Annotated in this window: 24 protein-coding genes and 1 tRNA gene; 15 read left to right on the forward strand and 10 right to left on the reverse strand. The window is 37.7% G+C overall.

Annotation, left to right across the window (positions count from 1 at the left end; all coding sequences use genetic code 11):
* Nucleotides 1-26: 26 nt before the first annotated feature.
* Complete coding sequence (gene mepS, locus ACPEH5_RS12635) at nt 27-611, forward strand: bifunctional murein DD-endopeptidase/murein LD-carboxypeptidase (protein WP_042843406.1); 585 nt, start codon at nt 27-29, stop codon at nt 609-611.
* Between the two features lie 280 nt (nt 612-891).
* Here the strand turns inward: mepS and ACPEH5_RS12640 are convergent, their stop codons facing one another.
* The 3 genes from ACPEH5_RS12640 to rsuA all read right to left on the reverse strand — a co-directional run bounded on the left by ACPEH5_RS12640 (nt 892) and on the right by rsuA (nt 3,825).
* Nucleotides 892-1,233, reverse strand: a complete 342-nt coding sequence (locus ACPEH5_RS12640) for a hypothetical protein (RefSeq protein ID WP_281110789.1) — start codon at nt 1,231-1,233, stop codon at nt 892-894.
* Nucleotides 1,234-1,914: 681 nt separating this feature from the next.
* The gene (locus tag ACPEH5_RS12645; RefSeq protein WP_042843402.1) at nt 1,915-3,099 is read right to left on the reverse strand and encodes a Bcr/CflA family multidrug efflux MFS transporter; all 1,185 of its coding nucleotides are present in this window, start codon (nt 3,097-3,099) and stop codon (nt 1,915-1,917) included.
* A gap of 18 nt (nt 3,100-3,117) precedes the next feature.
* Nucleotides 3,118-3,825 carry a 16S rRNA pseudouridine(516) synthase RsuA gene (rsuA, locus tag ACPEH5_RS12650; RefSeq protein WP_129466080.1) on the reverse strand — a complete coding sequence of 236 codons (708 nt, stop codon included), beginning with the start codon at nt 3,823-3,825 and terminating at the stop codon, nt 3,118-3,120.
* Between the two features lie 223 nt (nt 3,826-4,048).
* Between rsuA and ACPEH5_RS12655 the strand changes: the two genes are divergently transcribed.
* Both ACPEH5_RS12655 and rplY read left to right on the forward strand, forming a co-directional pair.
* Nucleotides 4,049-5,806, forward strand: a complete 1,758-nt coding sequence (locus ACPEH5_RS12655; RefSeq protein WP_131680740.1) for a DEAD/DEAH box helicase — start codon at nt 4,049-4,051, stop codon at nt 5,804-5,806.
* A 165-nt stretch (nt 5,807-5,971) separates the two neighbouring features.
* The gene (rplY, locus tag ACPEH5_RS12660) at nt 5,972-6,253 is read left to right on the forward strand and encodes a 50S ribosomal protein L25 (RefSeq protein WP_042843399.1); all 282 of its coding nucleotides are present in this window, start codon (nt 5,972-5,974) and stop codon (nt 6,251-6,253) included.
* A gap of 136 nt (nt 6,254-6,389) precedes the next feature.
* Here the strand turns inward: rplY and yejK are convergent, their stop codons facing one another.
* A complete protein-coding gene (gene yejK, locus ACPEH5_RS12665; RefSeq protein ID WP_042843397.1) occupies nt 6,390-7,391 on the reverse strand; it encodes a nucleoid-associated protein YejK in 1,002 nt (333 codons plus the stop codon).
* A gap of 242 nt (nt 7,392-7,633) precedes the next feature.
* Here yejK and ACPEH5_RS12670 point away from each other — a divergent pair, with 242 nt between their 5' ends.
* The 3 genes from ACPEH5_RS12670 to ACPEH5_RS12680 all read left to right on the forward strand — a co-directional run bounded on the left by ACPEH5_RS12670 (nt 7,634) and on the right by ACPEH5_RS12680 (nt 9,748).
* The gene (locus ACPEH5_RS12670; protein ID WP_004911940.1) at nt 7,634-7,861 is read left to right on the forward strand and encodes a YejL family protein; all 228 of its coding nucleotides are present in this window, start codon (nt 7,634-7,636) and stop codon (nt 7,859-7,861) included.
* Between the two features lie 21 nt (nt 7,862-7,882).
* Entirely contained in the window at nt 7,883-9,598 is a 1,716-nt protein-coding gene (yejM, locus tag ACPEH5_RS12675; protein ID WP_042843396.1) for an LPS biosynthesis-modulating metalloenzyme YejM, read from the forward strand.
* A 73-nt stretch (nt 9,599-9,671) separates the two neighbouring features.
* A tRNA-Pro gene (locus ACPEH5_RS12680) sits at nt 9,672-9,748 on the forward strand.
* A gap of 412 nt (nt 9,749-10,160) precedes the next feature.
* Here the strand turns inward: ACPEH5_RS12680 and ACPEH5_RS12685 are convergent.
* Nucleotides 10,161-11,339, reverse strand: a complete 1,179-nt coding sequence (locus tag ACPEH5_RS12685) for a hypothetical protein (RefSeq protein ID WP_166686842.1) — start codon at nt 11,337-11,339, stop codon at nt 10,161-10,163.
* 632 nt (nt 11,340-11,971) lie between these two features.
* Between ACPEH5_RS12685 and ACPEH5_RS12690 the strand changes: the two genes are divergently transcribed.
* Nucleotides 11,972-12,517, forward strand: coding sequence for a sulfatase-like hydrolase/transferase (locus tag ACPEH5_RS12690; RefSeq protein WP_226619092.1), 546 nt, complete (start codon nt 11,972-11,974; stop codon nt 12,515-12,517).
* A 234-nt stretch (nt 12,518-12,751) separates the two neighbouring features.
* On the opposite strand, the gene ACPEH5_RS12695 is transcribed toward ACPEH5_RS12690, so the two are convergent.
* Nucleotides 12,752-13,084: an MliC family protein gene (locus ACPEH5_RS12695; protein ID WP_210814216.1), complete on the reverse strand. Its 333-nt coding sequence runs from the start codon at nt 13,082-13,084 to the stop codon at nt 12,752-12,754.
* 398 nt (nt 13,085-13,482) lie between these two features.
* On the opposite strand from ACPEH5_RS12695, the gene ACPEH5_RS12700 reads away from it, so the two are divergent.
* Both ACPEH5_RS12700 and ACPEH5_RS12705 read left to right on the forward strand, forming a co-directional pair.
* Nucleotides 13,483-14,007: a hypothetical protein gene (locus ACPEH5_RS12700; RefSeq protein ID WP_042844382.1), complete on the forward strand. Its 525-nt coding sequence runs from the start codon at nt 13,483-13,485 to the stop codon at nt 14,005-14,007.
* Between the two features lie 526 nt (nt 14,008-14,533).
* The gene (locus ACPEH5_RS12705; RefSeq protein WP_042844383.1) at nt 14,534-14,962 is read left to right on the forward strand and encodes a GNAT family N-acetyltransferase; all 429 of its coding nucleotides are present in this window, start codon (nt 14,534-14,536) and stop codon (nt 14,960-14,962) included.
* Nucleotides 14,963-14,971: 9 nt separating this feature from the next.
* On the opposite strand, the gene ACPEH5_RS12710 is transcribed toward ACPEH5_RS12705, so the two are convergent.
* Nucleotides 14,972-15,505 (reverse strand): GNAT family N-acetyltransferase, encoded by a 534-nt coding sequence (locus ACPEH5_RS12710; protein WP_129466085.1) that lies wholly within the window; start codon nt 15,503-15,505, stop codon nt 14,972-14,974.
* A 236-nt stretch (nt 15,506-15,741) separates the two neighbouring features.
* Between ACPEH5_RS12710 and ACPEH5_RS12715 the strand changes: the two genes are divergently transcribed.
* Nucleotides 15,742-15,999, forward strand: coding sequence for a DinI-like family protein (locus ACPEH5_RS12715; protein WP_131680985.1), 258 nt, complete (start codon nt 15,742-15,744; stop codon nt 15,997-15,999).
* A gap of 207 nt (nt 16,000-16,206) precedes the next feature.
* On the opposite strand, the gene ACPEH5_RS12720 is transcribed toward ACPEH5_RS12715, so the two are convergent.
* On the reverse strand, nt 16,207-16,449 hold the full coding sequence (locus ACPEH5_RS12720; protein WP_210814214.1) for a hypothetical protein: 243 nt from the start codon (nt 16,447-16,449) through the stop codon (nt 16,207-16,209).
* A 171-nt stretch (nt 16,450-16,620) separates the two neighbouring features.
* Here ACPEH5_RS12720 and ACPEH5_RS12725 point away from each other — a divergent pair, with 171 nt between their 5' ends.
* The 3 genes from ACPEH5_RS12725 (at nt 16,621) to ACPEH5_RS12735 (ending at nt 19,313) form a co-directional block, all read left to right on the forward strand.
* On the forward strand, nt 16,621-17,292 hold the full coding sequence (locus ACPEH5_RS12725; RefSeq protein WP_042844387.1) for a response regulator: 672 nt from the start codon (nt 16,621-16,623) through the stop codon (nt 17,290-17,292).
* A complete protein-coding gene (locus tag ACPEH5_RS12730) occupies nt 17,282-18,643 on the forward strand; it encodes a sensor histidine kinase (RefSeq protein ID WP_048607474.1) in 1,362 nt (453 codons plus the stop codon). The genes ACPEH5_RS12725 and ACPEH5_RS12730 overlap by 11 nt, the downstream gene beginning before the upstream one ends.
* Nucleotides 18,644-18,737: 94 nt before the next feature.
* The gene (locus ACPEH5_RS12735; RefSeq protein WP_042844391.1) at nt 18,738-19,313 is read left to right on the forward strand and encodes a cysteine hydrolase family protein; all 576 of its coding nucleotides are present in this window, start codon (nt 18,738-18,740) and stop codon (nt 19,311-19,313) included.
* 26 nt (nt 19,314-19,339) lie between these two features.
* Here the strand turns inward: ACPEH5_RS12735 and ACPEH5_RS12740 are convergent, their stop codons facing one another.
* Both ACPEH5_RS12740 and ACPEH5_RS12745 read right to left on the reverse strand, forming a co-directional pair.
* Nucleotides 19,340-20,188: a D-amino-acid transaminase gene (locus ACPEH5_RS12740; RefSeq protein ID WP_131681006.1), complete on the reverse strand. Its 849-nt coding sequence runs from the start codon at nt 20,186-20,188 to the stop codon at nt 19,340-19,342.
* 439 nt (nt 20,189-20,627) lie between these two features.
* Nucleotides 20,628-21,161, reverse strand: coding sequence for an anti-virulence regulator CigR family protein (locus ACPEH5_RS12745; RefSeq protein ID WP_052219291.1), 534 nt, complete (start codon nt 21,159-21,161; stop codon nt 20,628-20,630).
* A gap of 331 nt (nt 21,162-21,492) precedes the next feature.
* Between ACPEH5_RS12745 and ACPEH5_RS12750 the strand changes: the two genes are divergently transcribed.
* Together ACPEH5_RS12750 and ACPEH5_RS12755 are read left to right on the forward strand one after the other, a co-directional pair.
* Entirely contained in the window at nt 21,493-22,743 is a 1,251-nt protein-coding gene (locus tag ACPEH5_RS12750) for a mechanosensitive ion channel family protein (protein ID WP_042844392.1), read from the forward strand.
* A gap of 300 nt (nt 22,744-23,043) precedes the next feature.
* Nucleotides 23,044-25,473, forward strand: a complete 2,430-nt coding sequence (locus ACPEH5_RS12755) for a DMSO/selenate family reductase complex A subunit (RefSeq protein WP_042844393.1) — start codon at nt 23,044-23,046, stop codon at nt 25,471-25,473.
* Nucleotides 25,474-25,483 lie beyond the last annotated feature (10 nt).

Consider the following 25,483-nt stretch of genomic DNA (forward strand, 5'->3'; position numbering starts at 1 on the left):
AAAAATGGTAAGGGATATATATAAGAATGTTAACATCTGAAAAACTTAAGCGCTATGCTTGGCGCATTGTACCGGCAATTGCTATCGCCGTGACACTCTCAGCATGTACCAATCCTAAGTCAGCTAAGAATACACAAAATACTGCTAAATCAGATGTACGTATGTTAAATGGTTCCGCGGGGGACTCTTTAACTATGGCATCTCAAGATGAATTCGAAGAGCTAGTACAAAGTGTTGACACTAAATCCAAAATCATGAACCAATATGCAAGCTGGAAAGGTGTTGCTTATCGCCTCGGTGGCACAACCAAAAAAGGTGTGGATTGTTCAAGCTTTGTTCAGCGCACATTTTTTGAACAGTTTGGTGTGGAACTCCCTCGCACAACCTCAGAACAAGAGTACTCGGGTAAAAGCGTAAAACGTAATAATTTAAAAGTTGGCGATATCGTTTTATTTAAAACAGGTCGCACAATGAAGCATGTTGGGATCTATATCGGCGATGAAAAATTTGTTCACGCCTCCACAAGCAGTGGCGTTATTGTTTCTGAAATGACGAATTCCTACTGGAGCAAAAGGTACTACGCTAGCCGTCGGATCATTAACGGGTCCTAACTTTCTGCCATACCTTATCCCCTTACCAATAAAAAAGCTTCCAAGTAACAGATACTGGAAGCTTTTTTATTGGTAATTCATATTTAATTTCTGAGCCTAGCGGTTGTTATTTAACGCCATCAAAAAAATGAGAGACGCTGTACGCAAAAGTGCCTAATAATATCAGTCTGTATTTTAGTAAAGCAACTTAGCAGCAGAGCAAATCGCCACCGTCTATCACCGATACATTAGCAATAACGTAAATCAATAAATAACCCATATATATTTATTTGCACTCAAATTAAGCACAATAAAAACCAGATGATAGCTCTGCAATAGCCACACCAGAGGCTTTCAAACGACACATAGCTGCTAATTCATCATTTGCGTGAATGAACAAGCACACTTCTTTCTGCCACTCCAAAACAGCATTAGCAATTTGCATATCCGATAACGACTCAGATAACTGCTGCATCGCAATACAATCTGTTGCACAGTCATGACTAAGTAATTTTAGCCCCACAAGCTTATCGCTATCGACATCATTCATAGGTACGACTTCAACATCAGTCCCTATTTTGCCTGATAACCAGCGGTAGCTTTGCGGTAGCCTGTGCACCACCGAAAGACCTGATTTTTCCACAAAGATATCCTATTAAAACATTTTAGTATTTAGCCAAGTGACCCGGGGGTTACCGCCCCACTAGACCTAACACGAGGATCGAACCAACCCTATTACGCTTATATACTATTTAAACGTGAATAAAACCCTCTTTAAACTAACTCATCGTTCAAACCGAGTTTTTAACAACCACAAAAGTAACAGTAATGTTAAATTCTAAAACCTAAATATAACATTAAAAATACAACATGTCGTTAAATTTTTGTGACACAAATCATTGCACATCAATTTTTATGGTAAATTAATTAAATATTAAATTTTTTTTGATATTTGAACTCAACATTCACCACAAAACACCTAACTTTTTTTTACATCTTTGACATAAAAACCGCAATAACTAAGCTATTTTTTGAAGTACGCACAAATTTTTGCCAACTTGTTACAGCAAAGAATACGGTGTGATAAAAAACATAAATTTAACAAATTACCTACTAACGGTAATTGATTTAGATCATTTTTCACCAAATATTTTAATCCCCCTACTTTACTATTCGTTTTTAACGAATTAAAGGTAGCTATAAACATTGAGAATAGCTGTATCTTATGGGGTGAACTGAATCAATTCGGAATAATCGGACAAAAGGAAGGATAGACATCTATGACATTTTCAGTTTCATCCGTGAAACTGAAAAATTAATGAAATTACTTTGTTCTTTTCGCCAATAAAACAAATAGCATGGATAATGCAACACAAGCCACCATTGACCCAACCATTGGCCATGCATTTTTAGCGGGTATCAAAGATAACAATGTTCCGACCAGAGCCCCAATTGAAAAACGAATGGTTCCAGCTAAGGAGGAGACAGTCCCTGCTATATGTGGGTAATTATCCAAGATAACAGCCATTGCGTTTGATGTGATCATCGCTATCCCACTAACATAAATGGCCACACCAATGACTAGAGTCCAAAAATCCAGCGCAAAAGCAGTCGTCGCTAACAACCATAACCCCATCACAAATTGGATAATAATGCCAAAGTACAGCATTTTTTCCGCGCCAAAATGCCTAACGTAGCGGCTATTTATTGTGGTCATAATAAATAGAAAAATAATATTGATACCAAAATAGTAGCCAAAATGCTGCGGTGACACGCCATTTAAATCAATATAAACAAATGCGCCCGCATTTAAGAACGAGAACATGCCAGCGAAAGAAAATGAGCTAGCTAATATATAGAACAAAACCTGTTTAGCTCTAAATAACGTCGCAAACTGCCTGAGTGTAGTGCCGACATGGAATTTCTGCCGTTTAGCGGCAGGTAGTGTCTCTCGCACAAAACAACTCACTAAAATAACCGCTATCACTGCTGCGATTGCAATGCTCCAAAAAATCGCATGCCATGAGAACCAACGCATTAGTTCTCCCCCAAGGATCGGGGCTAATAATGGTGCAATCGTCATGACTAACACCACAAATGACATGCTTCTTGAAAATTCGTCACGAGTGAACATATCGCGCATTAATGCGTTAATCACCACACTCGCAGCCGCAGCAGCAAACCCATGTAAGAACCGTAACCAGATCAATGATTCAATGGATTCCGTGATTGCACAGGCAGCAGATGCAATAGCAAAGACAATTACACCACCTAAAATTACTGGCTTACGCCCAATGCTATCCGCCATCGGACCATAGAATAGTTGCCCAATAGCAAAACCAAAAATGTAGCTGTTAAGCGTCATCTGAATACGCCCTTCATCTACATTAAAATAATGCATCATCGTCGGAAAGCTAGGTAGGTACATATCGATAGCCAATGGCATTAGCATCGATAATAAACCTAAAATTAATATCAGCCCCAAATAGGATGAACGCTGCTGTTGCACTCTTTAAACTCCTGCATTTTATTTACGTGATACATTAATACTGTTAATTTCAGCTTCAGTTAACGGCCGATACTCACCGGGCTCAAGCGAATCATCGAGCCATATTTCCCCGACTCGTTCCCGATGCAAGCCGCAAACATGGTTACCCACCGCTGCAAACATACGTTTTACCTGATGGTAGCGCCCTTCGCTAATCGTCAATCTAACATCACGTGGACTAATGATTTCAAGTTTGGCTGGCTTAGTGACGGTTTTTTCACCGTTAAGCATTACACCTTGCTCAAACTGTGCAGCCACGCCATTTGCGATATCGTCACTTAATTGCACACGATAGGTTTTCTCACAATGATGTTTTGGTGATGTAATCCGATGAGACCATTGCCCATCATCAGTTAGCAATACTAACCCTGTCGTATCAATATCTAAGCGCCCTGCTGAATGAAGTTTTTGAGCGAGCGGCTCATCGATAAAATAAAGTATAGTGGGATGCGTTGGGTCATCTGTCGAGCAAATATACCCTTGGGGTTTATGCAACATAAAGTAACGAGGCCCCGTTACTTGCACAAGAACATTGCCATCATAAGCGACTTCATGGTCGGTCGTAACTTGAAAGGCTCCCGATTTGACGATTACATCATCAACTGTCACCAGCCCTGAGCGTAATTCACGCGCTACCAAACTGCGGCTTATCCCTAATTGCTGGGACAAAAATTTATCCAGTCGCATAGATTCTCTTAACTTGATGGAATACCAGTGAGGCGTACAATAGCACTCAACTGTCAGAATATAGAATGAAAGGTTGCTGTGATTATTATCACATAATTCATTATATCAATAACCCTAGTGAAGGGATAGTTTCCTAGCAGCAACTCAGATCTTTAGACAGAGCCATGGTTTTAAATTAAATTTAACGCCTTTTTCCCAACTTATTAACTCTATACTGAATAATATGTCTTTTGTTTTACGTCCTTATCAACAAGAAGCCGTTGATGCAACAGTGCATTATTTCCGCAAGCACACCCAACCTGCGGTTATTGTTCTACCTACTGGCGCGGGGAAAAGCTTAGTCATCGCAGAGTTAGCTCGCCTTGCGCGTGGTCGTGTTCTTGTGTTAGCCCATGTTAAAGAACTCGTTGAGCAAAACCATGGAAAATACCTCGCTTATGGCTTACAGGCTGATATTTTTGCCGCTGGACTGAATCAAAAAGATTCACAAAGTAAGGTCGTATTTGGGAGTGTACAATCGGTTGCCCGGAACCTTGATGCTTTCAATACTCACTTTTCTTTAATTATCATTGATGAATGCCACCGTATCAGCCTGAATGACAAAAGCCAATACCAGCAAATTATTCAAGCCTTACAAATTCATAACCCTACGTTACGTATTTTGGGGTTAACAGCGACGCCTTATAGGCTTGCCAGTGGCTGGATTTACCAGTACCACTATCATGGTATGGTACGGGGCGATGAAAACTGTTTTTTCCGTGAATGTATTTATGAATTGCCACTACATTATATGATTAAAAATAAGTTTCTCGTCCCTCCTGAACGGTTGGATATGCCCGTTTTGCAATATGACTTTAGTCAGGTTTCACTGAGCTCATCTGGTATTTTTAATGAACAAGAGCTCAATTTATCACTTAAAAGGCAACAAAGGATCACGCCAAAAATCGTTTCTCAAATTGTTGAGTATGCATCGCCATTACAAGGCTGTATGATTTTTGCGGCAACAGTAGAACATGCAAAGGAAATACTGGGTTATCTACCTAAAAATACGGCTGCGCTTGTGACGGCAGATACCCCCGCTGCTGATAGGCAAGACATCATTCAACGTTTCAAAAACAAGCAATTACATTATTTAGTCAATGTTTCTGTATTAACCACGGGCTTCGATGCCCCCCATGTTGATGTAATAGCTATTTTACGCCCTACCGAATCCGTAAGCTTGTATCAACAAATTGTCGGCAGAGGCCTGCGACTTGCCACCGGGAAAACAAAATGCCTCATTTTAGATTATGCAGGCAACCCTCATGACCTATTTCGACCGGAAGTCGGCTCAAGTAAACCCAATTCAACGAGTGTACCCGTGCAAGTTTTTTGCCCATTATGCCAATTTGCCAATACTTTTTGGGGGAAATGCACTTCTGATGGGCAAATTATCGAACACTATGGTCGTCGCTGCCAAGGTTGGGAAGAAAATCAACACGGACAAAAACAACAATGTGAATTCCGTTTTCGATTTAAACAGTGCCCCCATTGTGGCGCAGAAAATGATATTGCCGCACGTCGTTGCCAACAATGCCAAGAAGTCCTCACTGACCCTGATGATATGCTAAAAGCTGCACTTAAATTAAAGGATGCCCTAATTTTACGTTGCGGTGGGATGCAACTGTTGACAGGGCATGATGCAAAAGGTGAATGGCTTAAGATTAATTATTATGATGAGGACGGAACCAGCGTTTCTGAAAGGTTTCGTTTAACAACACCAGCTCAGCGACAAGCCTTTGAATTTCGATTTTTACGCGAACATCAACGTGCGCCTGGAGTTCCATTTAAGTGGAATAATGCTAATGATATTTTATTACAACAATCATTATTACGTTATCCACAATTTATCGTGGCTCGGAAAAAAGAACGCTATTGGGAAATACGTGAAAAAATCTTCGATTATCAAGGGCGTTTTCGCGTTGCTGACAGCCTATCTTAAAGCTAAGGCGATCTTAATGATTGCTGGATGGCGGATTTTTCGTTAAAATGCCGCCCGCCTTCATATATCACATTCTCTGAATGAAATATTCTTAGGCCAAATCTCGAACCTGCTGCTGGGTCGCCTGTAGCAGGATTTATCTTTTCTTTTTATAGAGAAATAGTAATGTTAACTATCAATGCAATTGAACGTAAAGAGCAGGGTAAGGGTGCGAGCCGCCGCCTGCGCAGAGATAACCAACTTCCAGCTATCGTTTACGGTGGCAACCAAGAGCCTATCTCTGTGACTTTAAACCACGATGAAATCATTAACCAAGAAAGCAAAGCAGAATTTTACGAAGTTCTGAATCTGGTTATCGATGGTAAAGAAACTAAAGTAAAAGTTCAGGCTGTTCAACGTCACCCATTTAAGCCAAAAGTGACGCACATTGACTTCCTGCGCGCTTAATTAAAGCCCACAGCCGAGCTTTAGAAATTTCGGGACGCCGAGTAAATAACGCCGCAATTGCGGCGTTATTTATTTCTAGGGTATTTATTTTTAGCTTTCGCTATTCTGGCAAAGAACTAATTTCCCTTCAGTAATTTTACTTACTACCACGTCGTTGTAACTGGTCACGCAAATTAGGTGGGGTACCACGAATAGTTAATGTATCAGTTACTGGGTCCCAAAAAATACGCTCCCCCATCAACATAGCATCGAAACTGATAGTGATCCCCCCTCCACTTCCTGAAAATTTGGTCAGTTGCTTTAGTGTTCCTCTATCAGCAGGAAAACTTTCTTCTAGTTGATAATCATTTTGACGTGCGAAATCATCAAAGCTTTGCTCTTCCACCATTGGCAACTCTTTTGCCAATGCCTGCAATTCAATTTCCTCGCCTGATTGAAGTTGTTCAGTACAATAACTATGGACTTGCTGGCGGTACGCTTGGCGCGTATTTTTATCCATTTGAGCATTGTCACAAAAATCATCTAACGCTTGAACTAACCCCTTATTTTGTACTTTTGCGTTTAACCCTTCAGAAGCCGCCAAGAAATCCATAAAGAAATCAGAGACCTTACGCCCTACCCGCCCTTTTAAAAAGGTTAAATAACGTTTTGATTCAGGGTTTGTTTCCCACTCGGTTAAATCAATACGAGCGACAATATCCGCATGAGGTATATCTAAATAATGTGTCGTTCCTAAATCTAAAGTGTCCGTGACAAACATGCTATCGCAACTACTCAAAACTGAAATCAAAAGATATTCAACAGCAAGGTAGCGATACTGACAGAAAAGAACGATCCCCCCTTCAGCAAAAGGGTATTTAGCGAGTTCATCCTTTAAACGTACCGTCATCGCACGGCTGAAACCTAAAAACTCTTCTTCACCTTTACGCAGTAACTTTAAAGCATCAGCCAGTTCACTTTCTTCATTAAACTCACCGAATGCTTTACTTTTTGCACTATAGACTCGGTGTAATTCTGCCATCATGTCCTGTACGACATCATCCGCTGTTAATAAAGAATCCCGTAACATCACCTCAAGGGTTTGTTCATCCCGCTTAATCAACTGATGTAAAGCTATCTGGGTAATTTCCAGACTCATTGTTGGCTCCTTTTTTATAGCAGAAATATTGTCGCGCGTATTCAAACACTGATATTATCACTCTGCAATAGAAACTATCATTTGTTCTTTTTTCAACCTCAAAATGCTGAACTAATACGCACTTTACGAATCTGAATAAACATTATTATCACTTAAACGAAAATTTGTTGCGAAGAAAGAAGAAAAAACAGCAGCTATACGCTATGATATGGAGCTTTCATTAATTTAGGATGTCTCAATTTATGCCACAATCATCTCGCTATAGTGATGAAAAAGTTGAAGGTTTACTTTCTGACCTCGTGAGTGTGTTAGAAAAAAACCATACACCTGTTGACCTTTCCCTTATGGTGTTAGGTAATATGGTAACGAATCTGCTCAATACTTCTGTTGCGCCAGCGCAACGTAAAATGATTGCAGAATCCTTTGCAAACGCATTACTTTCTTCTGTTAAAGAAGATCAATCACACTAATTGATTAATGAAATAAACAGTATGGTCACCCACCTGCGCTACCGTGACAAAGTCTCTGCCATGATTGGTTGGGGACACTGGTTTGCACTATTCAATATACTGCTTAGTCTTGTACTAAGCAGTAGCTATCTGTTTATTTTTGATTGGCCAGATACCTTAACTGGTCGTGTTTATGCTTTCGTCAGTTGGTTAGGTCATTTTAGTTTTGTGGTCTTTGCCGCTTACCTACTCATTATTTTTCCACTGACCTTTATTGTGATGTCTCAGAGGCTACTGAGGCTACTTTGTGTTGCCCTTGCGACAGCAGGGATGACACTGTTAATTTTTGATATACGTGTTTTTAGTCAGTTCGGCCTTCACCTAACACCACAAGTTTGGGATCTCGTCATCAACCCAACCAAGGGGGAGATGGCCCGTGAATGGCAGTTAATGTTTATTAGCATCCCTATTATCTTTCTACTTGAGATGCTATTTGCCACTTGGAGCTGGCAAAAACTTCGTAGCCTAAACCGGCAAACTTTTGGTAAGCCGCTTGCGAGTATTTTTATTGTGACTTTTATTATGTCACACCTTATGTATGCTTGGGCTGATGCCAATTTTTATCGCCCTATTACTATGCAACGCTATAATTACCCATTATCGCAACCAATGACGGCACGTAAGCTACTTGATAAGTATGGTTTATTAAACTTAACCGAACATCAAAACCGCGTATTCCAACAAGGTAGCCCTACGGCATTGAAACTAAACTACCCACTAAAACCGTTAAGTTACTATGACCAAGGTGCTGGCTATAACTTATTGTTGTTAGTGATTGATGACCTCGGGGACAAGTCCCAGCAGGATTCAATGAATTCACTTAATGCGTTTAAAGAGATTAGTACGCAATTTACCAACCACTATACAACGGGTTTGCGTAACGATACCGCATTATTTGGCTTATTCTATGGAATATCATCAACTTATTTTGATAACATTTTAAACGGTAGGCATCCATCCGCTTTAATTTCGGCTCTGCAACACCAAGGTTATCAATTTGGTTTATTCTCGACCGATGGATTCAATTCACCTTTATTTAGGCAAGCTATTTTATCTGACTACTCGTTACCTGCAAAAACTGCAGATAACGACAATTTAACCATCTCACAATGGAATCACTGGCTAAGTAATTTGAAACACGATTCCCCTTGGTTCTCTTTCCTTAATATTAAAGGGGCCCCTGGTAGCGCAAAAACCAATGAACAAATTAACAGTGTGATGGCTACATTAAAACGTGATGGTCGCTTACAAAATACCATTGTTATCGTGACTGCAAATTACAATAACAATGGAAAAGCAGAAAATGAATGGTTGAATAATAAACGCTTCAATCGTGACAAAATGCAAGTGCCATTATTTATTTATTGGCCAAATACACCCGCTCAACAGATTGATAAGCTTACAAGCCATCAAGATGTCATGACCACGTTAATGCAGCGTTTATTACATGTAAACAACCCGCCTGATGATTATAGTCAGGGTGAGGATTTGTTTAGTAATCAACGCGTTTATCCATGGGTGATCACTGGTGACAATGATGATGTCGTTATTACTACCGATACCGCCACGCTCTATATGGATCATAATGGTCAGTTTAATATCTACGATAAGCAAGGGGCTATCGAAAAAGACGAAAAACCAGATTTGGCTGAGCTGTTGAAAATTTTCACAGAATTAAAGCGTTTTAATGAGAATTAATGCTTAAATATCAACCAGTCGTATCATTAGTCTATTGCTTTTAGAGACAAATTGAGTAGTATAAAACAAAGTTCGGCATGTAGCGCAGCTTGGTAGCGCACCGTCATGGGGTGTCGGGGGTCGTAGGTTCAAATCCTATCATGCCGACCAACTTTTTATAGAGAAACCAACCGCTTAAGGTTGGTTTTTTTATGCCTAAATTTTAAGCGGGGTAAAATGGGGGTAAAACTCCATCGCAATAGTTTCTATTTCAATATCAAAGTGCCCCAACCACTCAAGCTGGCGTATTAGTGTTTATTTGCAGACATTGATAGGAATGAACCTAATACAAAAAAGTACTTAATAAGATTTGCTTCACGTTCCCCTGCTGGTTTTAATTCATGGTAACTAACCGTAAAGACCAAAATAAAGCCAAAATCCCCAATTAAGAAGCGTATTAAGATTACAAGCCTAGAAGTGATAGATTCCCACTGAGTATTAGGTTAGCAAGAGTACAAATTGAAGTGAACAAAAAGGCCGCATAAGCGACCTAATGCGGAATATAAGCTATACAGAAACTGTATTATTCAACCAGAAAATTGACATCTAAGCTACCGCGGTATTTTCCTGGAGCTATTTTTCCATTAACGCATAAAGCAAAGTTTAACCCTTGGATAAAATTTCCCCCAACGGAGCTATAAACCTGCTTACTTTTCGTATAATTAATGGCTTGAGAAGAGTCAGCAATACAAACTTCATCACCTTTAGCAGTCGCATCAATCGATGTGGCTATATAAGGCAAATCATCTGAATTTCCATCTAACGGGTCCAGCACCATTCCAGTATAATTTCCATCCACTAGAGCATTGTTTGGCTTAATAGAGATCAAATACTTACCAGTATCTGGACAATTAACATTAACCTGAGCAAGAGCATTAGCTAAATTCTTAGGACTTGGATAAGTCCCCGCTAACTGTACCCCGAAATCAATCTTCGTGTTTGTTATTGCGGATACTTTACATGTATCAACAACAAATATCCCCATGTACTGATGCTCACCAATAAATACCGCTTCAGATTTATCTTTAGGGTATCCATCTCCATACCCATTTCGGTGGGCCATCATAATAGTATCATCTGCAAGGTAGCGCCCTTTTTTTAAGGGCTGTGGAGCATATGCTGAATAACTTGTTATAACACCTGTAAATTTAGCGGGGTGAGTAAAAGTAGTATATAAAACTCCAGGTGTACCTGACTTAGGTTCGAGCCCAAAATCAAAATAACCACTATAGTTTATACCGTACGGCACATGGTACATACCTTTTGATGAGCTTATTTTAGAATGCCTTAATGAAAACGATGCAGTTTCCCAGCGCACTCCTGAACTCCAATCATAAGGAATATTATATCTAGCGTATGTAGTGGAAAACACCCCATTTATCAATAATATTATACGGTTGCTCTCATCAAATTCATTAAATAACGAGATCCCATAGGCTCCTTCTTGAGGATAGTAGACAAATGCTGAATCAGGACCTTCCCTCCACTTCCATGTAATCAACTCAATAAATGGGAAATTTGGAAGTATATCACTGTTATTTAAAACCTGTTCAAAATAAACAGTACGCACAGGTGGGGAAACCTCACCTAAATACCCGATTGCTCCCACAGGTACACGTAAATCATTAGCATGAGAAGTAGCTATAATTCCTCCTAGTATTAATGCCACCGCCGACAACAAACCATTTATACACTTATTCATAGATGACCTATTATTTTTAATAATTTCACGTTTTATTAATTATATGGCTCTTTTCCTATTTGAGCATGAAATAACCACATAAGTTACAACAAAAAATTACACCAATCATGCGTTATAACAGAGTTAAACACCAAGATAATAATTAAAAATAGTACATACACTATAAATAACAACATTGAAAAATCCCTTAAAGACCGGCCTGTATAACACCAAAACACCGCCCATACACAATAACCCTAGAGCCTGTGCCCTATTTTTCCCCTTCATTTCCTGCTCTTTCAACTATTCTTCACGGAATTGCTCATCAAGTGAAAAATAGCCACATAAAACTCTCTACAACTTATCGCGGTAAGCTTTAACAAAGATAATGGTCGATATCTCAGAGGGATAAAGGTATAGGCAGGCGGTCATTACAGCATGTCGACAGTTGCGACTAATAACACTGTGGGTAATTAAAAGCTCGTTAGTAGCACCATTAAATTTAAGGACCGGGATATCGGGAAGCTCTAATTATATTCTCTTCCACTTGGCTTTACCGCCTTGTAGCGCCCAAACTCAGTAAACCACTTTTGAGCTTCTATGGCTTTTTTACTATTTCCTCCACATGTTCAGATTCTTCTTGTCCTAGTTCAGTGGCAGTACTAAGAACTTTCCAGAAAAAACTGATTGTGATCCATTTGATTGGTAGCCATTCACCATTTTGTGTGAGAATTTCAAATTCATATCAGCAGTTTTATAAAAGCAAAGATTTATCTTGCTACGTACAAAGTATAAAAAACACTGATCTACTACTGTCTCAGATATATTCAGAATTATTAAAGAGTAAAAACTCGTGGTCTATGCTCTATTTTGCAGATCACGGTCTGTCTTTTATTGATAATCAACAAGATTTAATTCATGGTGATAAACGTAAACAAAATTTTGAAGTCCCTTTATTTATTACATCTTCTAATTCTGTTGACCGTGAAATAATATCAGCACAAAGAAATGGGCTTAATTTATTTCAATTATTTGCAGAGTGGTTGGGTATTAATGCTAATAATATAAAACCCACATGTAAAATGCTATCCAATAATGATTGCAAAGGGCAAAGTAATGTGATCGATTTTGATCAACACATTATTGATTTTAATAAACTACCAAATGATGATATAAAATACCCATACCAGTATCACTAAAATATTCGTAGCCATTAGTTTATGTTTTTAGTCGATGAGTTCAACGCCTAGTCGGCTGGGTAACCCTAGTGCTTCAAAACGTGAAATTTTCGCCTTGACTAGGCTAGTTTAGAATACTTTTCAATTAGGTCTATAGACAGGTAAGATTTTACACGACCGAATAAAGCCCCCAGTAATTGGGGGCTCTTAATAGAGTAGTCCTTATTACTAAGGTTATTGATAAAGTAATTGAATTTATTTAACCAATTTACACGTACGGCCTTTATCGTCAGAGGTTTTTCCGTTTACAATATCATCCTCTGATATGGTTGCTAAATTAAATTCATTCTTACCTTTAGACCACAATTGAAAGCTTTCACCCGTATATCTTGCACCACTTGCACTTGGTGCCTCATTCAAGACTATAATTTCACCGGAATATAAGATTACTGCGATTTTATCATTTGGGAATGACGCTTTAATTTTCTGACCTTCACAGTTATAAGTATCTGTTTTAGCGGCCAGTGAAGGCTGTGCCATGAAAATAGAAGCTAAAATAATAGCAGGGATAAATTTAATTTTACTCATGTAATACTCCATCATATAAAAGTATTAAATCCGTTAATGATTTTAAACTCCTATATTGAGTAAAATAATAAGACAATTCCGTAACCAAAGATCTGCATTATATTCGATATTCAGAATCAAGCCCCCCAAAAGAACAAAAAATACCTTAGTGGTTTAGTAAGTTCAGACTAATTAGTTAGGTGAGCATCTTTTTAAATTCTACATAGCTCCGCTTATTTAAATGTGACTAGGTGTAGGAACTTGAATATCCAACATAATAAACCAATGTGTCGAAAAAATGCGAGCATTTCAAAAACAGCTGACTGTTCAACTGATTAATCTAAGAATAAGACTACTCATTACATAATATATTTATCATATGCTATTGCTATAATTTGAAAAAACTTTTTGGGGTACCAATGAAAAAATTAGCATATATGTTTTTACTTATATCCACATACGCTCTCTCTGATAGTAACAATGACACTAGCCTCATTAAAGATGGCATGAAATCAATAACATCATCAATAACAAGTTCAAGTAAAGATGCACTATCCGGATTCAAGGAAGGTATTGATGAAGGGAGAGCTTCTGGGAGCAGCGTTGATGGTGCTATTATCATTTACGACTTGGAAAACCTGAATAAATACACTGAGATAAAAGTATTAAAATCTGAAAAAACTGCTGATACTGAGTATCTGCTGACATTAGCTATAAAAAATAAATCAGAGTCAGCAATTCGCTTAACAAATTTTGATGATAAAAATAATATTTATATCTTAGACCAAGATGGGTTTACATCTTATTTAAATGGGGTTCAAAGTGATATTAGTATTCCCAAAAGAGCGGCATCTAAAGTGAAGCTTAAGTTTTCAGAAGTAGATGATGCTCCTTCAATACTAAGGCTATATGACCTAGATGTAAAAGTACCACCTGTAAAATAACTGACTTATTCCTTGTTTTTTTTACTCTCACAATAAAAACGGTCTACATTGTATAAGGCGCGTTTTTATTGTTTTATTTCCAGTTTAATCATCTGTCAGCCCCCTTATCTTGTAATATTGTTTTTAACCATATTAGATTTTATTAATACAAATACAGTAAGTATTTAAACTTAACAATAGCCGATACAGTGAAAATAATTAGAACAGTACTAAAAACAAGATCAAGGTGAGAGAAAAATGTTAAAAATCAATCTTATCGATAGATATTTTGGGAACATATCCATAAAGCGTTGGCGTATCGAATCCGCTATTGATTCATCTGTTGGTGAGTTAATCAGGGGATATTAATACCCGCTATAGCTTTCAATACTCATAGTTATAGCCGTGTTTATTTGCTATTTTAATCATATAATCGGTCTTGTCACCAAAAACAATAATTCTATAGATTGATAACAACCTATTGATTTCATGCGACTAAAGACTAAACTGTGATTCCATTTACACAAAGGCAGGCTCACAATAGCTAATGAATATAAATTTCAGATTAACCACATCTCATGATGTGAGCGCTATTTTTCTTATTGATACTGTAGCAACACCAGAAAGACTGCTGGAAATCACGCAGTGGGTAAAGCAAAATGCGTGTTTTGTATTAGAAGCAAATGATGAAATATTGGCTTATGGTGTATTAACCCATCATTTTTATTCACATGGTTTTATTGAATTATTAATGGTAAATAACAAATATCGGCGTCAAGGCTTTGGTCATATACTGATTAATAAATTAAAAGAGCAAAGCAAAACGGATAAAATTTTCACATCGACTAATCAGTCAAATCTGGCTACACAAAAGCTCCTTGAGAAAACTGGCTTTGTTCCTAGCGGCTATATTGATAACCTAGACGATAATGACCCAGAACTCATTTACTACTATAACCGAGTTAAAACTATCTAGGTACCCTTATTATAACAACGAATTATCCATAATCGTCTGTTGTAACTGATGAGCAAAAAGCCGATATGCGTCATCACTAATGGCGCTAGGATAACTTAATACTTCGAGCTGATGAGGCTTATTTTCTGGGTAATAGCTTGGATGAGTATGCGAGTATCGATTTCGTTGAAACCCGCAATGTTGATAAAAATTGAGCCTTTTTTTGCTTATCTCATCAATTACAGGGTCAATTTCAAGAATAACTTTACCTACATTCCCGCAAAATTGTTTCAATACTTTTTGGCCATATCCTTGCCCTCTTAATTCTGCGGAAATAGCAAAGTGCTCAATATAGAAATAATCATTAATTTTCCAGCAACCTATAAAACCAACAAAAATAGAGCTATTAGCAAAGTAATATAAGTAATAGTCATCTTGGCCTAATACTGCTTTACGCCCTTGATAACTTCTCTGTTCGTACAAAGGAAATGCCTTATCATAAAGTTGATTAATGGCATTTATTTCCTCAATATTTTCCCTCGACATACGGCTAGATCGTAACATTTAGACTAAACTCACTTTAATAAACCCTGTTTTTTCTTAAGAATACGGATTTTTTGTTGCCTGACAACCCGTTTATTGCCCTAAGCAGCGAAAGAAGTAACATTAACTTTTTGTTTTATATTAATATTATTCTGACTCTATTTTTACCAATAAAATATTTACTTATCGATATTGACTTTTCACACTGATACATTTAAAAATACTGTATATTAATACAGTCCTTGCTAGAGGTCATTATGTTACGGATTGAAGTGTTATTTGATAAAAATGCACCACAGAAACCAAGTTCAACTGTTTTACATGCTCTTGAGTCTGAGATCTTACGTAAACTACAGAATCAGTATCCAGATATGGTCACTCGAGTTGGCTTTAGCTCTCAACAACGTGTAAATATTTCAGGTACAAAAATATCGGAGGATAAAACTCGTATTGAAGAAATATTGGAGGAAATTTGGATGGATGACGGCTGGATTCCCGAAGAAATTACAGAATAATCGGTACCTAAATAAAGGAATGCTGTTTACTACTAACTCATTCCTTTATTTTTATAAAGCTAAAATTCGTACTAAAGCTTGTTAAGCTATTTATCCCAATCATTGGCCTGTTAACCTACTTTTTGCCTATATTCCAATTAAGTTATAACGCCCTATCCCAGTATTTAGCATGAGCCCCATTCATACCGTAATCACATTCATTTATTATTAGTAAATTTTTTTCCTTAAAAAATCCTTAATAACTTTTAATAAACTTGTTTTATCTTTTTTATTATCTGCAATCTTAATTTGAGAAATACATTTTTTTAGTTCTGTACAAGTTGAGATCTCACTTATCGCTAGATTTGAAATAGTTACAACTGGCATTTTATTATAATCTTTAGTAATAAAAGTCAATGTTATCAGGATAATTACAATGAATATTGCTACTCCATATAAGGTTTTTTTCATTTTTAATGCCCTTATTCTTAGTATGTAGGATAATCATAAACAGACTATTTTTTTATACCTTAAAAGGCGGTTAAACTATCCTTAAGATAAGCTTAAATCTAGTTAAGCCAAGAGTTAGATATGTTGTTTGTCAGTGTTTGAATGCTTATACTTGTAAGCAGAGGTGATAAAATGAATATCCTTTTAGTAGAAGACGATCTCCAACTGGGGAAGGCGCTTTGCCGAGGGCTTGAACTTGCTGGATTTAATCCATGTTGGGTACGACTACTGGCTGATGCAAAGCAACAACTCGCTTCTCGGAATTTTGATTTGATGTTATTAGATTTAGGCTTGCCAGATGGTGATGGTCATCAGGAGTTAATTGCATGGCGTAATGCGGGGGAATCTATCCCAATTATTATTCTAACGGCTAGAAATCAAATGGATAATTTGGTTTCCAGTTTAGATTCAGGGGCGGACGATTTTTTGACGAAACCATTTGCAATGCCAGAGCTTATTTCTCGAGTTAAAGCAGTTAGCCGCCGTATGGCTGGGTTTTCGTCTGAAATATGGCAATTAGATAACCTACAATTAAATCCAGTTAATCACCAAGTTTCACTTAATGGTCAATTACTTTTTCTATCTGGTAAAGAATATTTACTATTGTATGAATTAATAAGAAATGCCGATAACGTTGTTAGAAAAGTCGACTTAGAGCAACGTCTATTTGGTGTAGATGATATAGAAAGCAACTCCTTAGAGGTTCATATTCATAATCTGCGCCGTAAAATAGGAAAAGAGCGTATTATTACTATCCGAGGTATTGGTTACTTATTAAAAAAGAAGTACAGCCATGAAGGTTAAATCATTTTTTATTTATACATTCGGTTTACAAATTACCTCTGTCATTTTTTTATGGTTGTTATTAGTTGGCTGGTTACAATTTTATTATTGGCCAGCTATTCATGACGAATTAAATGAACAACAAAATATAATTACACAAGGTTTCGCTAGAACACTCAGCGTGGTTTCCGATGACCCTGAACAATTCAATGAAATAGCTGATAGCTTACAAGCCTTATATATGGAAGCCATGGAAAATGGGGATGATATAAGCTATCGCCCATTCATGTTAGTAAGGGATAAACAAGGAAATGTTTATTATCGCAATAACGATAAACTGCTTGTCCCATCTCTTAAATCAGTAGCCGAACTAACGGCTTTACATAAAGATTGGCATTTTACCTCTGCATGGAATAAAAATAACACGTTTGAAATCGTCATTGCTGAATCTTATAGTGATAGAAAATCTTTGTTAGGTACTCCTGCTGAAGGCACGGCTATTCCTCTCGCTTTTATTTTAGGGATCATGCTACTTGCTATGTTAATTACCGCATATTTTAGCCTGCGTCCTTTAAGGCAATCCGCAAAACTTATTTCTAGCCGTCAGCCCGGTAATTTAACGCCGATAGAAACCAAAGAACAATACAAAGAAATTCGCCCTATTATTGCTGCTATTAATAATTTAATGGCACGTGTTGATGCCGCAAACCAACGAGAAAAACGCTTTATGGCAGATGCTGCTCATGAATTGCGTACTCCGATTGCAGCCGTTATCGCCCAATTACACTTATTAATGCAGATCGACCATCCGAAAGAAAAAGAAGAAATTATTAATGACATGCAAGAAACATTAAATCGTGCAGCGTCACTTTCCCATCAACTAATTGACCTTGCCCGTTTAGAGACTGAGGATTTCTTATTAAATAAAGAAAATATCGACCTACCTATGCTCATCAGTAACTTAATTGCCACTCATGTACCTTATGCTATTAACAAAAATATTGATGTCGAGCTTCAAAGCTCTGATTCCTTTAATATACTCACCGACAAGCTTGCTTTGAGTAATATTTTTACTAACCTGATTGAAAATGCGATTAAATATTGTCCTAAAGATGGGAAAATAAAAGTTACCCTAAAAGACCTTACTCCCTTTGGTGCCACTATTTTAGTTCAAGATAATGGACGCGGCATTCCCGAAGAAAGTCGACAGCTTATTTTTTCCCGTTTCTATCGAGTACCGGGAACAATGGAAATTGGGAGTGGGTTAGGCTTATCCATAGCCCATAACTTAGCAACAAAAATAGGCGCAGTGATTAGAGTAACGGATGGATTAGAAGATAAGGGTATCGGGTTTATTATTGACTTACCCTAAATCCAATTATGTTATTGACTTAACAGCATAGCTTCTACTTAACCTTTACAATAGCCTCTTTAAGTTAATATACTTACAATATAAAGAGGCAATAATGTCCAATGCATTAATAATTATTGATCTTATCGAAGAAATAATTGGTAAAAATGGCTTATCTAACTCAAGTTATCAACAAACTCAATCTCGTAAAATAGTCGAAAAAGCAAACCAAGCAGCAAACCATGCACGTAATCATAATATCCCGATTATTTGGGTTAAAGTTGGCTTTGCGGATAATTACCATGATATACCTGCCGGCTCCCCCATGTTTCAGCACGCTAAAAACATAGGCGCTCTAAAATTAAGTGAAAATGGCTGTAATTGGGTAAATGACTTAGAAGTTCATTTTCGCGACCTAGTAATGATTAAAAAAGGTGTATCCGCATTTGCTGGTAACCAGCTAAATAAATGGCTAACGGATAATAACATTACACAGCTATTTATTGGCGGAGTCAGTACAGTAAAAGCGATTCAAAGTAGTGCCAGACAAGCTCATGACTTAGGTTACTATGTCACAGTTTTAGAAGACTTATGCGCAGCCCCAACACCTGAGCTTCATGAGCAAAGTCTTGAGGCATTAGAAGGATTGATATCGATTTCTTCTGTTAAAGAATTTATGCAAATAAAATAATCAATTCACCTCCATATCTGCTTATTTTATTGGGTTTTTTGTAGGTAAATTTCACGTAGCCGGATTGCAATTTCTCCCGGCTCACCTTTACCAATAACTTGATTATTTACTTTTACAATAGGCCAAACTAATGTTGTCGCTGAAGTAATAAATACCTCTTTTGCTGCTAACATATCATCTAGTGTAAAAGCCTTTTCAATAAGCTCTATTCCCTGCTCCCCAGCAAGTTCAATAACAGCCCGGCGAGTAATTCCAGGTAAAATTATATTACTCAAGCCTCGAGTTTGTAGTTGATTATCACGATTCACAATAAAACAATTACTAGAACTTCCTTCTGTAATATAACCATCTTTAATAAAAACAGCATCATCAGCGCCTTGCTGCCTAGCAAATTCTTTTGCCATTGACGCCGCAAGCAATGAAACCGTTTTAATATCACAACGTTGCCAACGAATATCTTCCACTGTGACCACTTTAATTCCAGTCTTAGCTTTTACGCTATCAATAATATTCATCTGTTGTGCGAATAATACTAAGGTTGGCTTAGTACCTGTCTCTGGATATAAAAAATCACGTACTTTTGCATTACCACGAGTCAGTTGTAAATAAATAAGCCCTTCTTGTAAGCTATTTTGTTGAATTAACTGCAAATGAATCTGTTTTAACTCCGCTATGCTACAAGGCATTAAAAGTTGTAGCTCCTTGCATGAGCGCTGTAAACGAGCCATGTGATGTTCAAAATCAATTAGCTTACCATTGATAATGGCCGTCACTTCATACACGGCATCTGCGAAGAGAAACCCCCGGTCAAAAACCGATACAGACGCTTGTTCTTCAGGTAAGAACTGACCGTTAACATAAGTAATCATTGAGATAGATTCCTTTATCAATCAACTTTTATCTTTTATAAGATTAACCATACACCATATTGAAATTAATGCTTTTTATCCCTTCACATATTTCATTTTTGTATGATTATTTCTCGTAGGTTTGCAGGCAAATACACTTGAACCCATTTACGCCATTTCAGCTTAAAAATATGTTTAAAAATTAAAATATATTTTATATATCACCTTGACATTAACACGCTGAAAGCTAAAATAGCCTTAAGTGATCTGGATCACGTTTTTATATTCGGAGTCAATGATGAATAGCATTAAAGAATTTATCAGTAGTGTACAAGAAGTTGTTGAATTGCTGTCAAAACGTTTTATGTAACTTATTTTTTAATCAACCGAACCGTTTATTTACCTCATCATTAGCGTTAATTTGCATAGTTTTTGCATAACGACCTTGAAATCAAGGTCGTTTTTTTTATTCAAAAACATTTTCAATAACTTCCGCGACTATTGCTGTTCCGACCGCAACAAGAAGCAAGTCTCTTCCACTTATTTTCCATTCATAACCTACATACACTGGTAATTGAGAGGTGAAACCCGCTGGTAGTGATTTCTTAGCAATACCTGGAGGAAGTGGTTTCCCCCGACTAACTTGTTTAGCAATACCCGGTGGTAAACCTTGATATCCGGTTAAACCATATTCAATTGCTAAAGGCCTAACGTTACCAAAACTCACGGTAAAATTAACATTAGCATTTCTTTGCTTGTCATAATATTTATTGGATTTAGCATTATTTTTTGCTTGGACATGAGCCCCTTTATTATTACCATTATTACCATGGATTTTCTGATGTCCCTTGCCATTTCCAGCGCCATGATTACCATTCCCTTGTCCCTGATTACCATTCGGGGATGAGTTCGCTGCTAATGGCGTAATAAAGACCGCAGGCAATAAGATGAACTGCAAGAGAAACAAACATGCCGATTTTTTCAATTTAAATGTGTTCATAACAAGCTCCTACAGAATTAGACCTACGTCGTGTAATGTATAGAACATTATGCTTAGTAATGAACCACCACAATCAGATAATGCTTATCGTAAGTAATGTTATGTAAATGTTATCCATTCACCTAACTTACAGAATACCTTCATTTATAATTGATGCCCTTTAGCCCTTATATTCAGTAATACATTTACTCATACTTAATACTACTTATGAAAATTAGGACAGTATTTAATATTACCAATGATGAAATTTTACTATACATATGATAAGGTTTATCGATTAAAAAAGAATTTATAGCGGAACATATCTCAGAACGACATAAAAGGAGAAAACATGCAGCAGCAACTGCTAGACTGGGTACGTCAATTCAACCAAGATTATGCTAACCTCGCCTCTTTACTCATGGTGCTCGGGTTAATTCTCATAGTTGCCTGTGTATTACACCTTATCTTGCATAAGCTATTACTTCCACGGTTAGAAAAGCGTGGGCAAAAATTTGCAGGTAGTTGGCCTCACTTAATTACTCAACATAACCTTTTCAATCGCTTTGCGTTTGTTATTCAAGGGGTGGTCGTCAATATCCAAGCAACTTTATGGTTGCATCCTGGTTCAACGGCACAAGCTGTTCTTAAAGTCGGTTCACAGGCGTGGTGTTTATTATTTGGTTTATTAACGCTTTACTCTATTCTTGATATTATCCTCGGTGTATTGCAGCGGGCTGCAAGAACAGCCCACCTGCCACTTCGGGGCATATTCCAAAGTATTAAGCTAATTGCTTCTATTCTAATTGGTATCATGATCATCGCCCTATTAATTGGCAAATCTCCGCTAATTATTTTAAGTGGCCTTGGGGCAATGACTGCGGTCATGATGTTAGTCTTTAAAGACCCTATAATGGGTTTAGTCGCAGGGATACAACTTTCAGCCAATAATATGGTGAACATTGGTGATTGGTTAGAAATGCCTAAATATGGCGCTGATGGTGCAGTCATCGATATTGGTTTAACGACTGTGAAAGTACAAAACTGGGATAATACCGTTACAACAATCCCAACTTATGCTCTCATTTCCGATTCGTTCAAAAACTGGAAAGGAATGACAGATTCAGGTGGCCGCCGTATTAAGCGTAGTGTCCGATTAGATGCCAACAGCGTGCATTTTTTACAACCTGATGAAACAGAGCTGTTCATTAAAGCCAATTTACTTGAGCCTTATCTCGATAAAAAGATATCAGAAATTCAAATTTATAATTCTAATATTCCTGATGATAAAGCTATCCCATTGAACCAACGTAAGTTAACCAATATTGGGACTTTCCGTGCTTATATTGAAGCCTATTTGAAATCCCATCCGAATATTCATAAAAATATGACGATTATGGTTAGGCAACTTGAGTCAGATTCAAATGGTGTACCAATAGAAATATATGCATTTACTAATACAACGGTATGGGTCGAGTATGAACGAATTCAGTCCGATATCTTTGACCATATATTTTCTATCCTGCCACAATTTAATTTAGCGGTACATCAATCACCTACCGGAAATGATGTTAGAATGATAGGTAAATCTACAGAAAAATAGTTAACACTTAGTGATTAGTTAATATTTCTTATTTATCTACAACTAAAGTAGTAATTTAAAGAGGGAGAAATCCCTCTTTTGCCTGCTTTCCCCTCCTATCATTATATAAAATAAAATATAGCGATAGTTAATTAAAACAGAACTCCCCCCCTCTTCTTGACAGAAAAAAGCCTTATAAATTATATAAATACATTTTACTTATCAGGGGTAACATTGATGTAAGTCATGTAACTCAGCAGAAACTTTTTTTAACATATAAAACAAGATAGTAATGTTGTTATTTACATATAGGCAATGTCAATGCATAAAATTAAAAAAAATACTCAATTTGGAGAACTGAGCAGGAGGGAGTTTATACAAACCTCTGCAACAGTTGCGGGTGTCGCCGCAGTTGCTGGCTCAATCACCCTTCCCTTTGCTGCACAAGCAAAAGCACCAGCAATTATGCCTGACGAAGTCAGCGAAAAAATCAGCTATAGCGCATGCTTAGTTAACTGTGGTAGCCGTTGTCCATTAAAGGTTCATGTTAAAGATGGTGTTATCAGCCGTATCTCAAATGAGACCATGTATGACGACTCTACCTTAGGCGAACACCAAATTCGTCCATGCTTACGCGGTCGCTCAGTTCGTTGGAAAACCTATAACCCTGATCGTTTAAAATACCCAATGGTACGCGTTGGTAAACGTGGTGAAGGGAAATTCAAAAAAATCACATGGGATGAAGCCACTACCATCATCGCTGAGAAGTTGAAATATACCATTGATAAGTATGGTAGTGATGCCATCTATTATCAGTATGGCTCCGGCTCTACAGGGGCGAACTTGCACGGGCGTGCAGCGTGTAAACGTTTATTAAGTTTAACGGGTGGCTTCTTAGGTGACTATGGGACTTATTCATACGCTCAATTAATGGAAATTACTCCTTATGTGTATGGCGGCATTGAAGAGTCTTATTTATCTGAGATCCAAAACTCAGATTTAGTTGTCATGTTTGGTCATAACCTTGCAGAAACTCGTATGTCAGGTGGTGGTCAATTCTATGAAACGCTAAATGCCTTGGACAAAAGCAAAGCAAAAGTGATTATTATTGACCCTCGCCGCACCGATAGTGTGACAACACTTGGCGCTGAGTGGGTCCCTATTTACCCGGGGACTGATGCGGCATTAGTTGCTTCATTGGGCTATGTAATGATCCAAGAAGGGCTAACGGATGAAGAGTTCCTAAATAAATACTGTGTTGGCTGGGATGAATCTACATTACCCGCTTCTGCGCCACGCAATGCATCTTACAAAGATTATATTTTAGGTAATGGCCCTGACGGAATAGCTAAAACGCCAGAATGGGCGAGCAAACTGACTGGAATTTCAGTCGCGCGGATAAAACAACTTGCTCGCGAAATTGGTAATGCTAATCACGCATGGATTTCACAAGGTTGGGGCTTACAACGCACCGAAAATGGTGAGCAAGCCTGTCGCTCAATTATGATGTTACCGCTAATGTCTGGCAATATCGGTCGTGCAGGTACCAATACTGGTTTATGGGGTAATAGCTATGCATATCCTGTAGCAGGTTTTGGCTTACCTAACCCAGTCAAGGCACTGATCCCAACTTATATGTGGTCTGAAGCCATTGTAAGGGGTAAAGAGCTTACGGCTGAAAACGCAGGTATCAAAGGTGTCGATAAATTAAATAACGACATCAAGTTTATGTGGTGTTACTCAAGTAATGTGATTGGTAACCAACATGGTGATTTAAACAAAACCCATGAAATTCTTGCAGATGAATCAAAATGTGAATTCATTTTAGTTTGGGATAACCATGACACCCCATCAGCAAAATATGCAGACTTGCTATTACCGGATGTAACAACCGTTGAAACTAACGATTTGATTAATAACTCCTATGCAAGTGGGGCCTACCATTACTTAGTTCGCCTACAAAATGCGATTGAGCCACTATGGGAAAACCGCCCTAACTATGATGTCCTAGCTGAAATCGCTGAAAAAATGGGCGTTAAAGAACAATTTACCGAAGGGCGTACATACGCACAGTGGATTGAGTTCTGCTATAACAAAACGCGTGAAAAAATGCCGCATTTACCTGAGTTCAGTGAAACCGATGGTGCGGGTATCATCGACCGTAAATTCCTGAATAGTGCAGAAAATGTCGCATTACAGAAATTCCGTGAAGACCCAATAAACAACCCGTTGAAAACACCGTCAGGTAAAGTCGAAATCTACTCGGAACAATTAGCTGAACGTGTGAAAAACTGGGAATTACCAGAAGGTCAGCGTATTCCTGCAATTCCAGAATATTGTGTGAATAAAGAAGGCGTTGAAGCACAAGCAGCGCAACAAAAACATACGTTATTAATGACTGGCTTCCACGATAAAGGCCATGTGCATTCGTCTTATTATAACGTTGCCATGCTGCGTGAAGCGATTCCTCACCAATTTTGGCTTAACCCAATCGATGCACAACAACGTGGATTGAACAATGGTGATATTGCTGAAATTTTTAATGACCGTGGTCGTATTCAAATCAAAGTGAAAGTTACAGAGCGTGTATTACCCGGTGTTATCGCTGTTCCACAAGGTGCATGGCGAGCTCTCAATAATGAGGGGTTAGATATAGGCGGTTGTATCAACACGCTAACCTCACATGTTCCTTCGCCACTTGCAAAAGGAACGCCACAACATACCAACCTTGTTGAAGTTAAACGCGCTTAAGGAGTTAAAT

Origin of the sequence: Providencia sp. NPDC089933, from assembly GCF_049545585.1 — a bacterium.
GTDB lineage: Bacteria > Pseudomonadota > Gammaproteobacteria > Enterobacterales > Enterobacteriaceae > Providencia > Providencia huashanensis.

Excerpts from the sequence above, each read along its gene's own strand:
- mepS (WP_042843406.1), top strand. The coding sequence starts at position 27 with ATGTTAACATCTGAAAAACTTAAGCGCTATGCTTGGCGCATTGTACCG.
- rsuA (WP_129466080.1), bottom strand. The coding sequence starts at position 3,825 with ATGCGACTGGATAAATTTTTGTCCCAGCAATTAGGGATAAGCCGCAGT.
- ACPEH5_RS12655 (WP_131680740.1), top strand. The coding sequence starts at position 4,049 with ATGTCTTTTGTTTTACGTCCTTATCAACAAGAAGCCGTTGATGCAACA.
- rplY (WP_042843399.1), top strand. The coding sequence starts at position 5,972 with ATGTTAACTATCAATGCAATTGAACGTAAAGAGCAGGGTAAGGGTGCG.
- yejK (WP_042843397.1), bottom strand. The coding sequence starts at position 7,391 with ATGAGTCTGGAAATTACCCAGATAGCTTTACATCAGTTGATTAAGCGG.
- ACPEH5_RS12670 (WP_004911940.1), top strand. The coding sequence starts at position 7,634 with ATGCCACAATCATCTCGCTATAGTGATGAAAAAGTTGAAGGTTTACTT.
- yejM (WP_042843396.1), top strand. The coding sequence starts at position 7,883 with ATGGTCACCCACCTGCGCTACCGTGACAAAGTCTCTGCCATGATTGGT.
- ACPEH5_RS12685 (WP_166686842.1), bottom strand. The coding sequence starts at position 11,339 with ATGAATAAGTGTATAAATGGTTTGTTGTCGGCGGTGGCATTAATACTA.
- ACPEH5_RS12695 (WP_210814216.1), bottom strand. The coding sequence starts at position 13,084 with ATGAGTAAAATTAAATTTATCCCTGCTATTATTTTAGCTTCTATTTTC.
- ACPEH5_RS12700 (WP_042844382.1), top strand. The coding sequence starts at position 13,483 with ATGAAAAAATTAGCATATATGTTTTTACTTATATCCACATACGCTCTC.
- ACPEH5_RS12705 (WP_042844383.1), top strand. The coding sequence starts at position 14,534 with ATGAATATAAATTTCAGATTAACCACATCTCATGATGTGAGCGCTATT.
- ACPEH5_RS12710 (WP_129466085.1), bottom strand. The coding sequence starts at position 15,505 with ATGTTACGATCTAGCCGTATGTCGAGGGAAAATATTGAGGAAATAAAT.
- ACPEH5_RS12715 (WP_131680985.1), top strand. The coding sequence starts at position 15,742 with ATGTTACGGATTGAAGTGTTATTTGATAAAAATGCACCACAGAAACCA.
- ACPEH5_RS12720 (WP_210814214.1), bottom strand. The coding sequence starts at position 16,449 with ATGAAAAAAACCTTATATGGAGTAGCAATATTCATTGTAATTATCCTG.
- ACPEH5_RS12725 (WP_042844387.1), top strand. The coding sequence starts at position 16,621 with ATGAATATCCTTTTAGTAGAAGACGATCTCCAACTGGGGAAGGCGCTT.
- ACPEH5_RS12730 (WP_048607474.1), top strand. The coding sequence starts at position 17,282 with ATGAAGGTTAAATCATTTTTTATTTATACATTCGGTTTACAAATTACC.
- ACPEH5_RS12735 (WP_042844391.1), top strand. The coding sequence starts at position 18,738 with ATGTCCAATGCATTAATAATTATTGATCTTATCGAAGAAATAATTGGT.
- ACPEH5_RS12745 (WP_052219291.1), bottom strand. The coding sequence starts at position 21,161 with ATGAACACATTTAAATTGAAAAAATCGGCATGTTTGTTTCTCTTGCAG.
- ACPEH5_RS12750 (WP_042844392.1), top strand. The coding sequence starts at position 21,493 with ATGCAGCAGCAACTGCTAGACTGGGTACGTCAATTCAACCAAGATTAT.
- ACPEH5_RS12755 (WP_042844393.1), top strand. The coding sequence starts at position 23,044 with ATGCATAAAATTAAAAAAAATACTCAATTTGGAGAACTGAGCAGGAGG.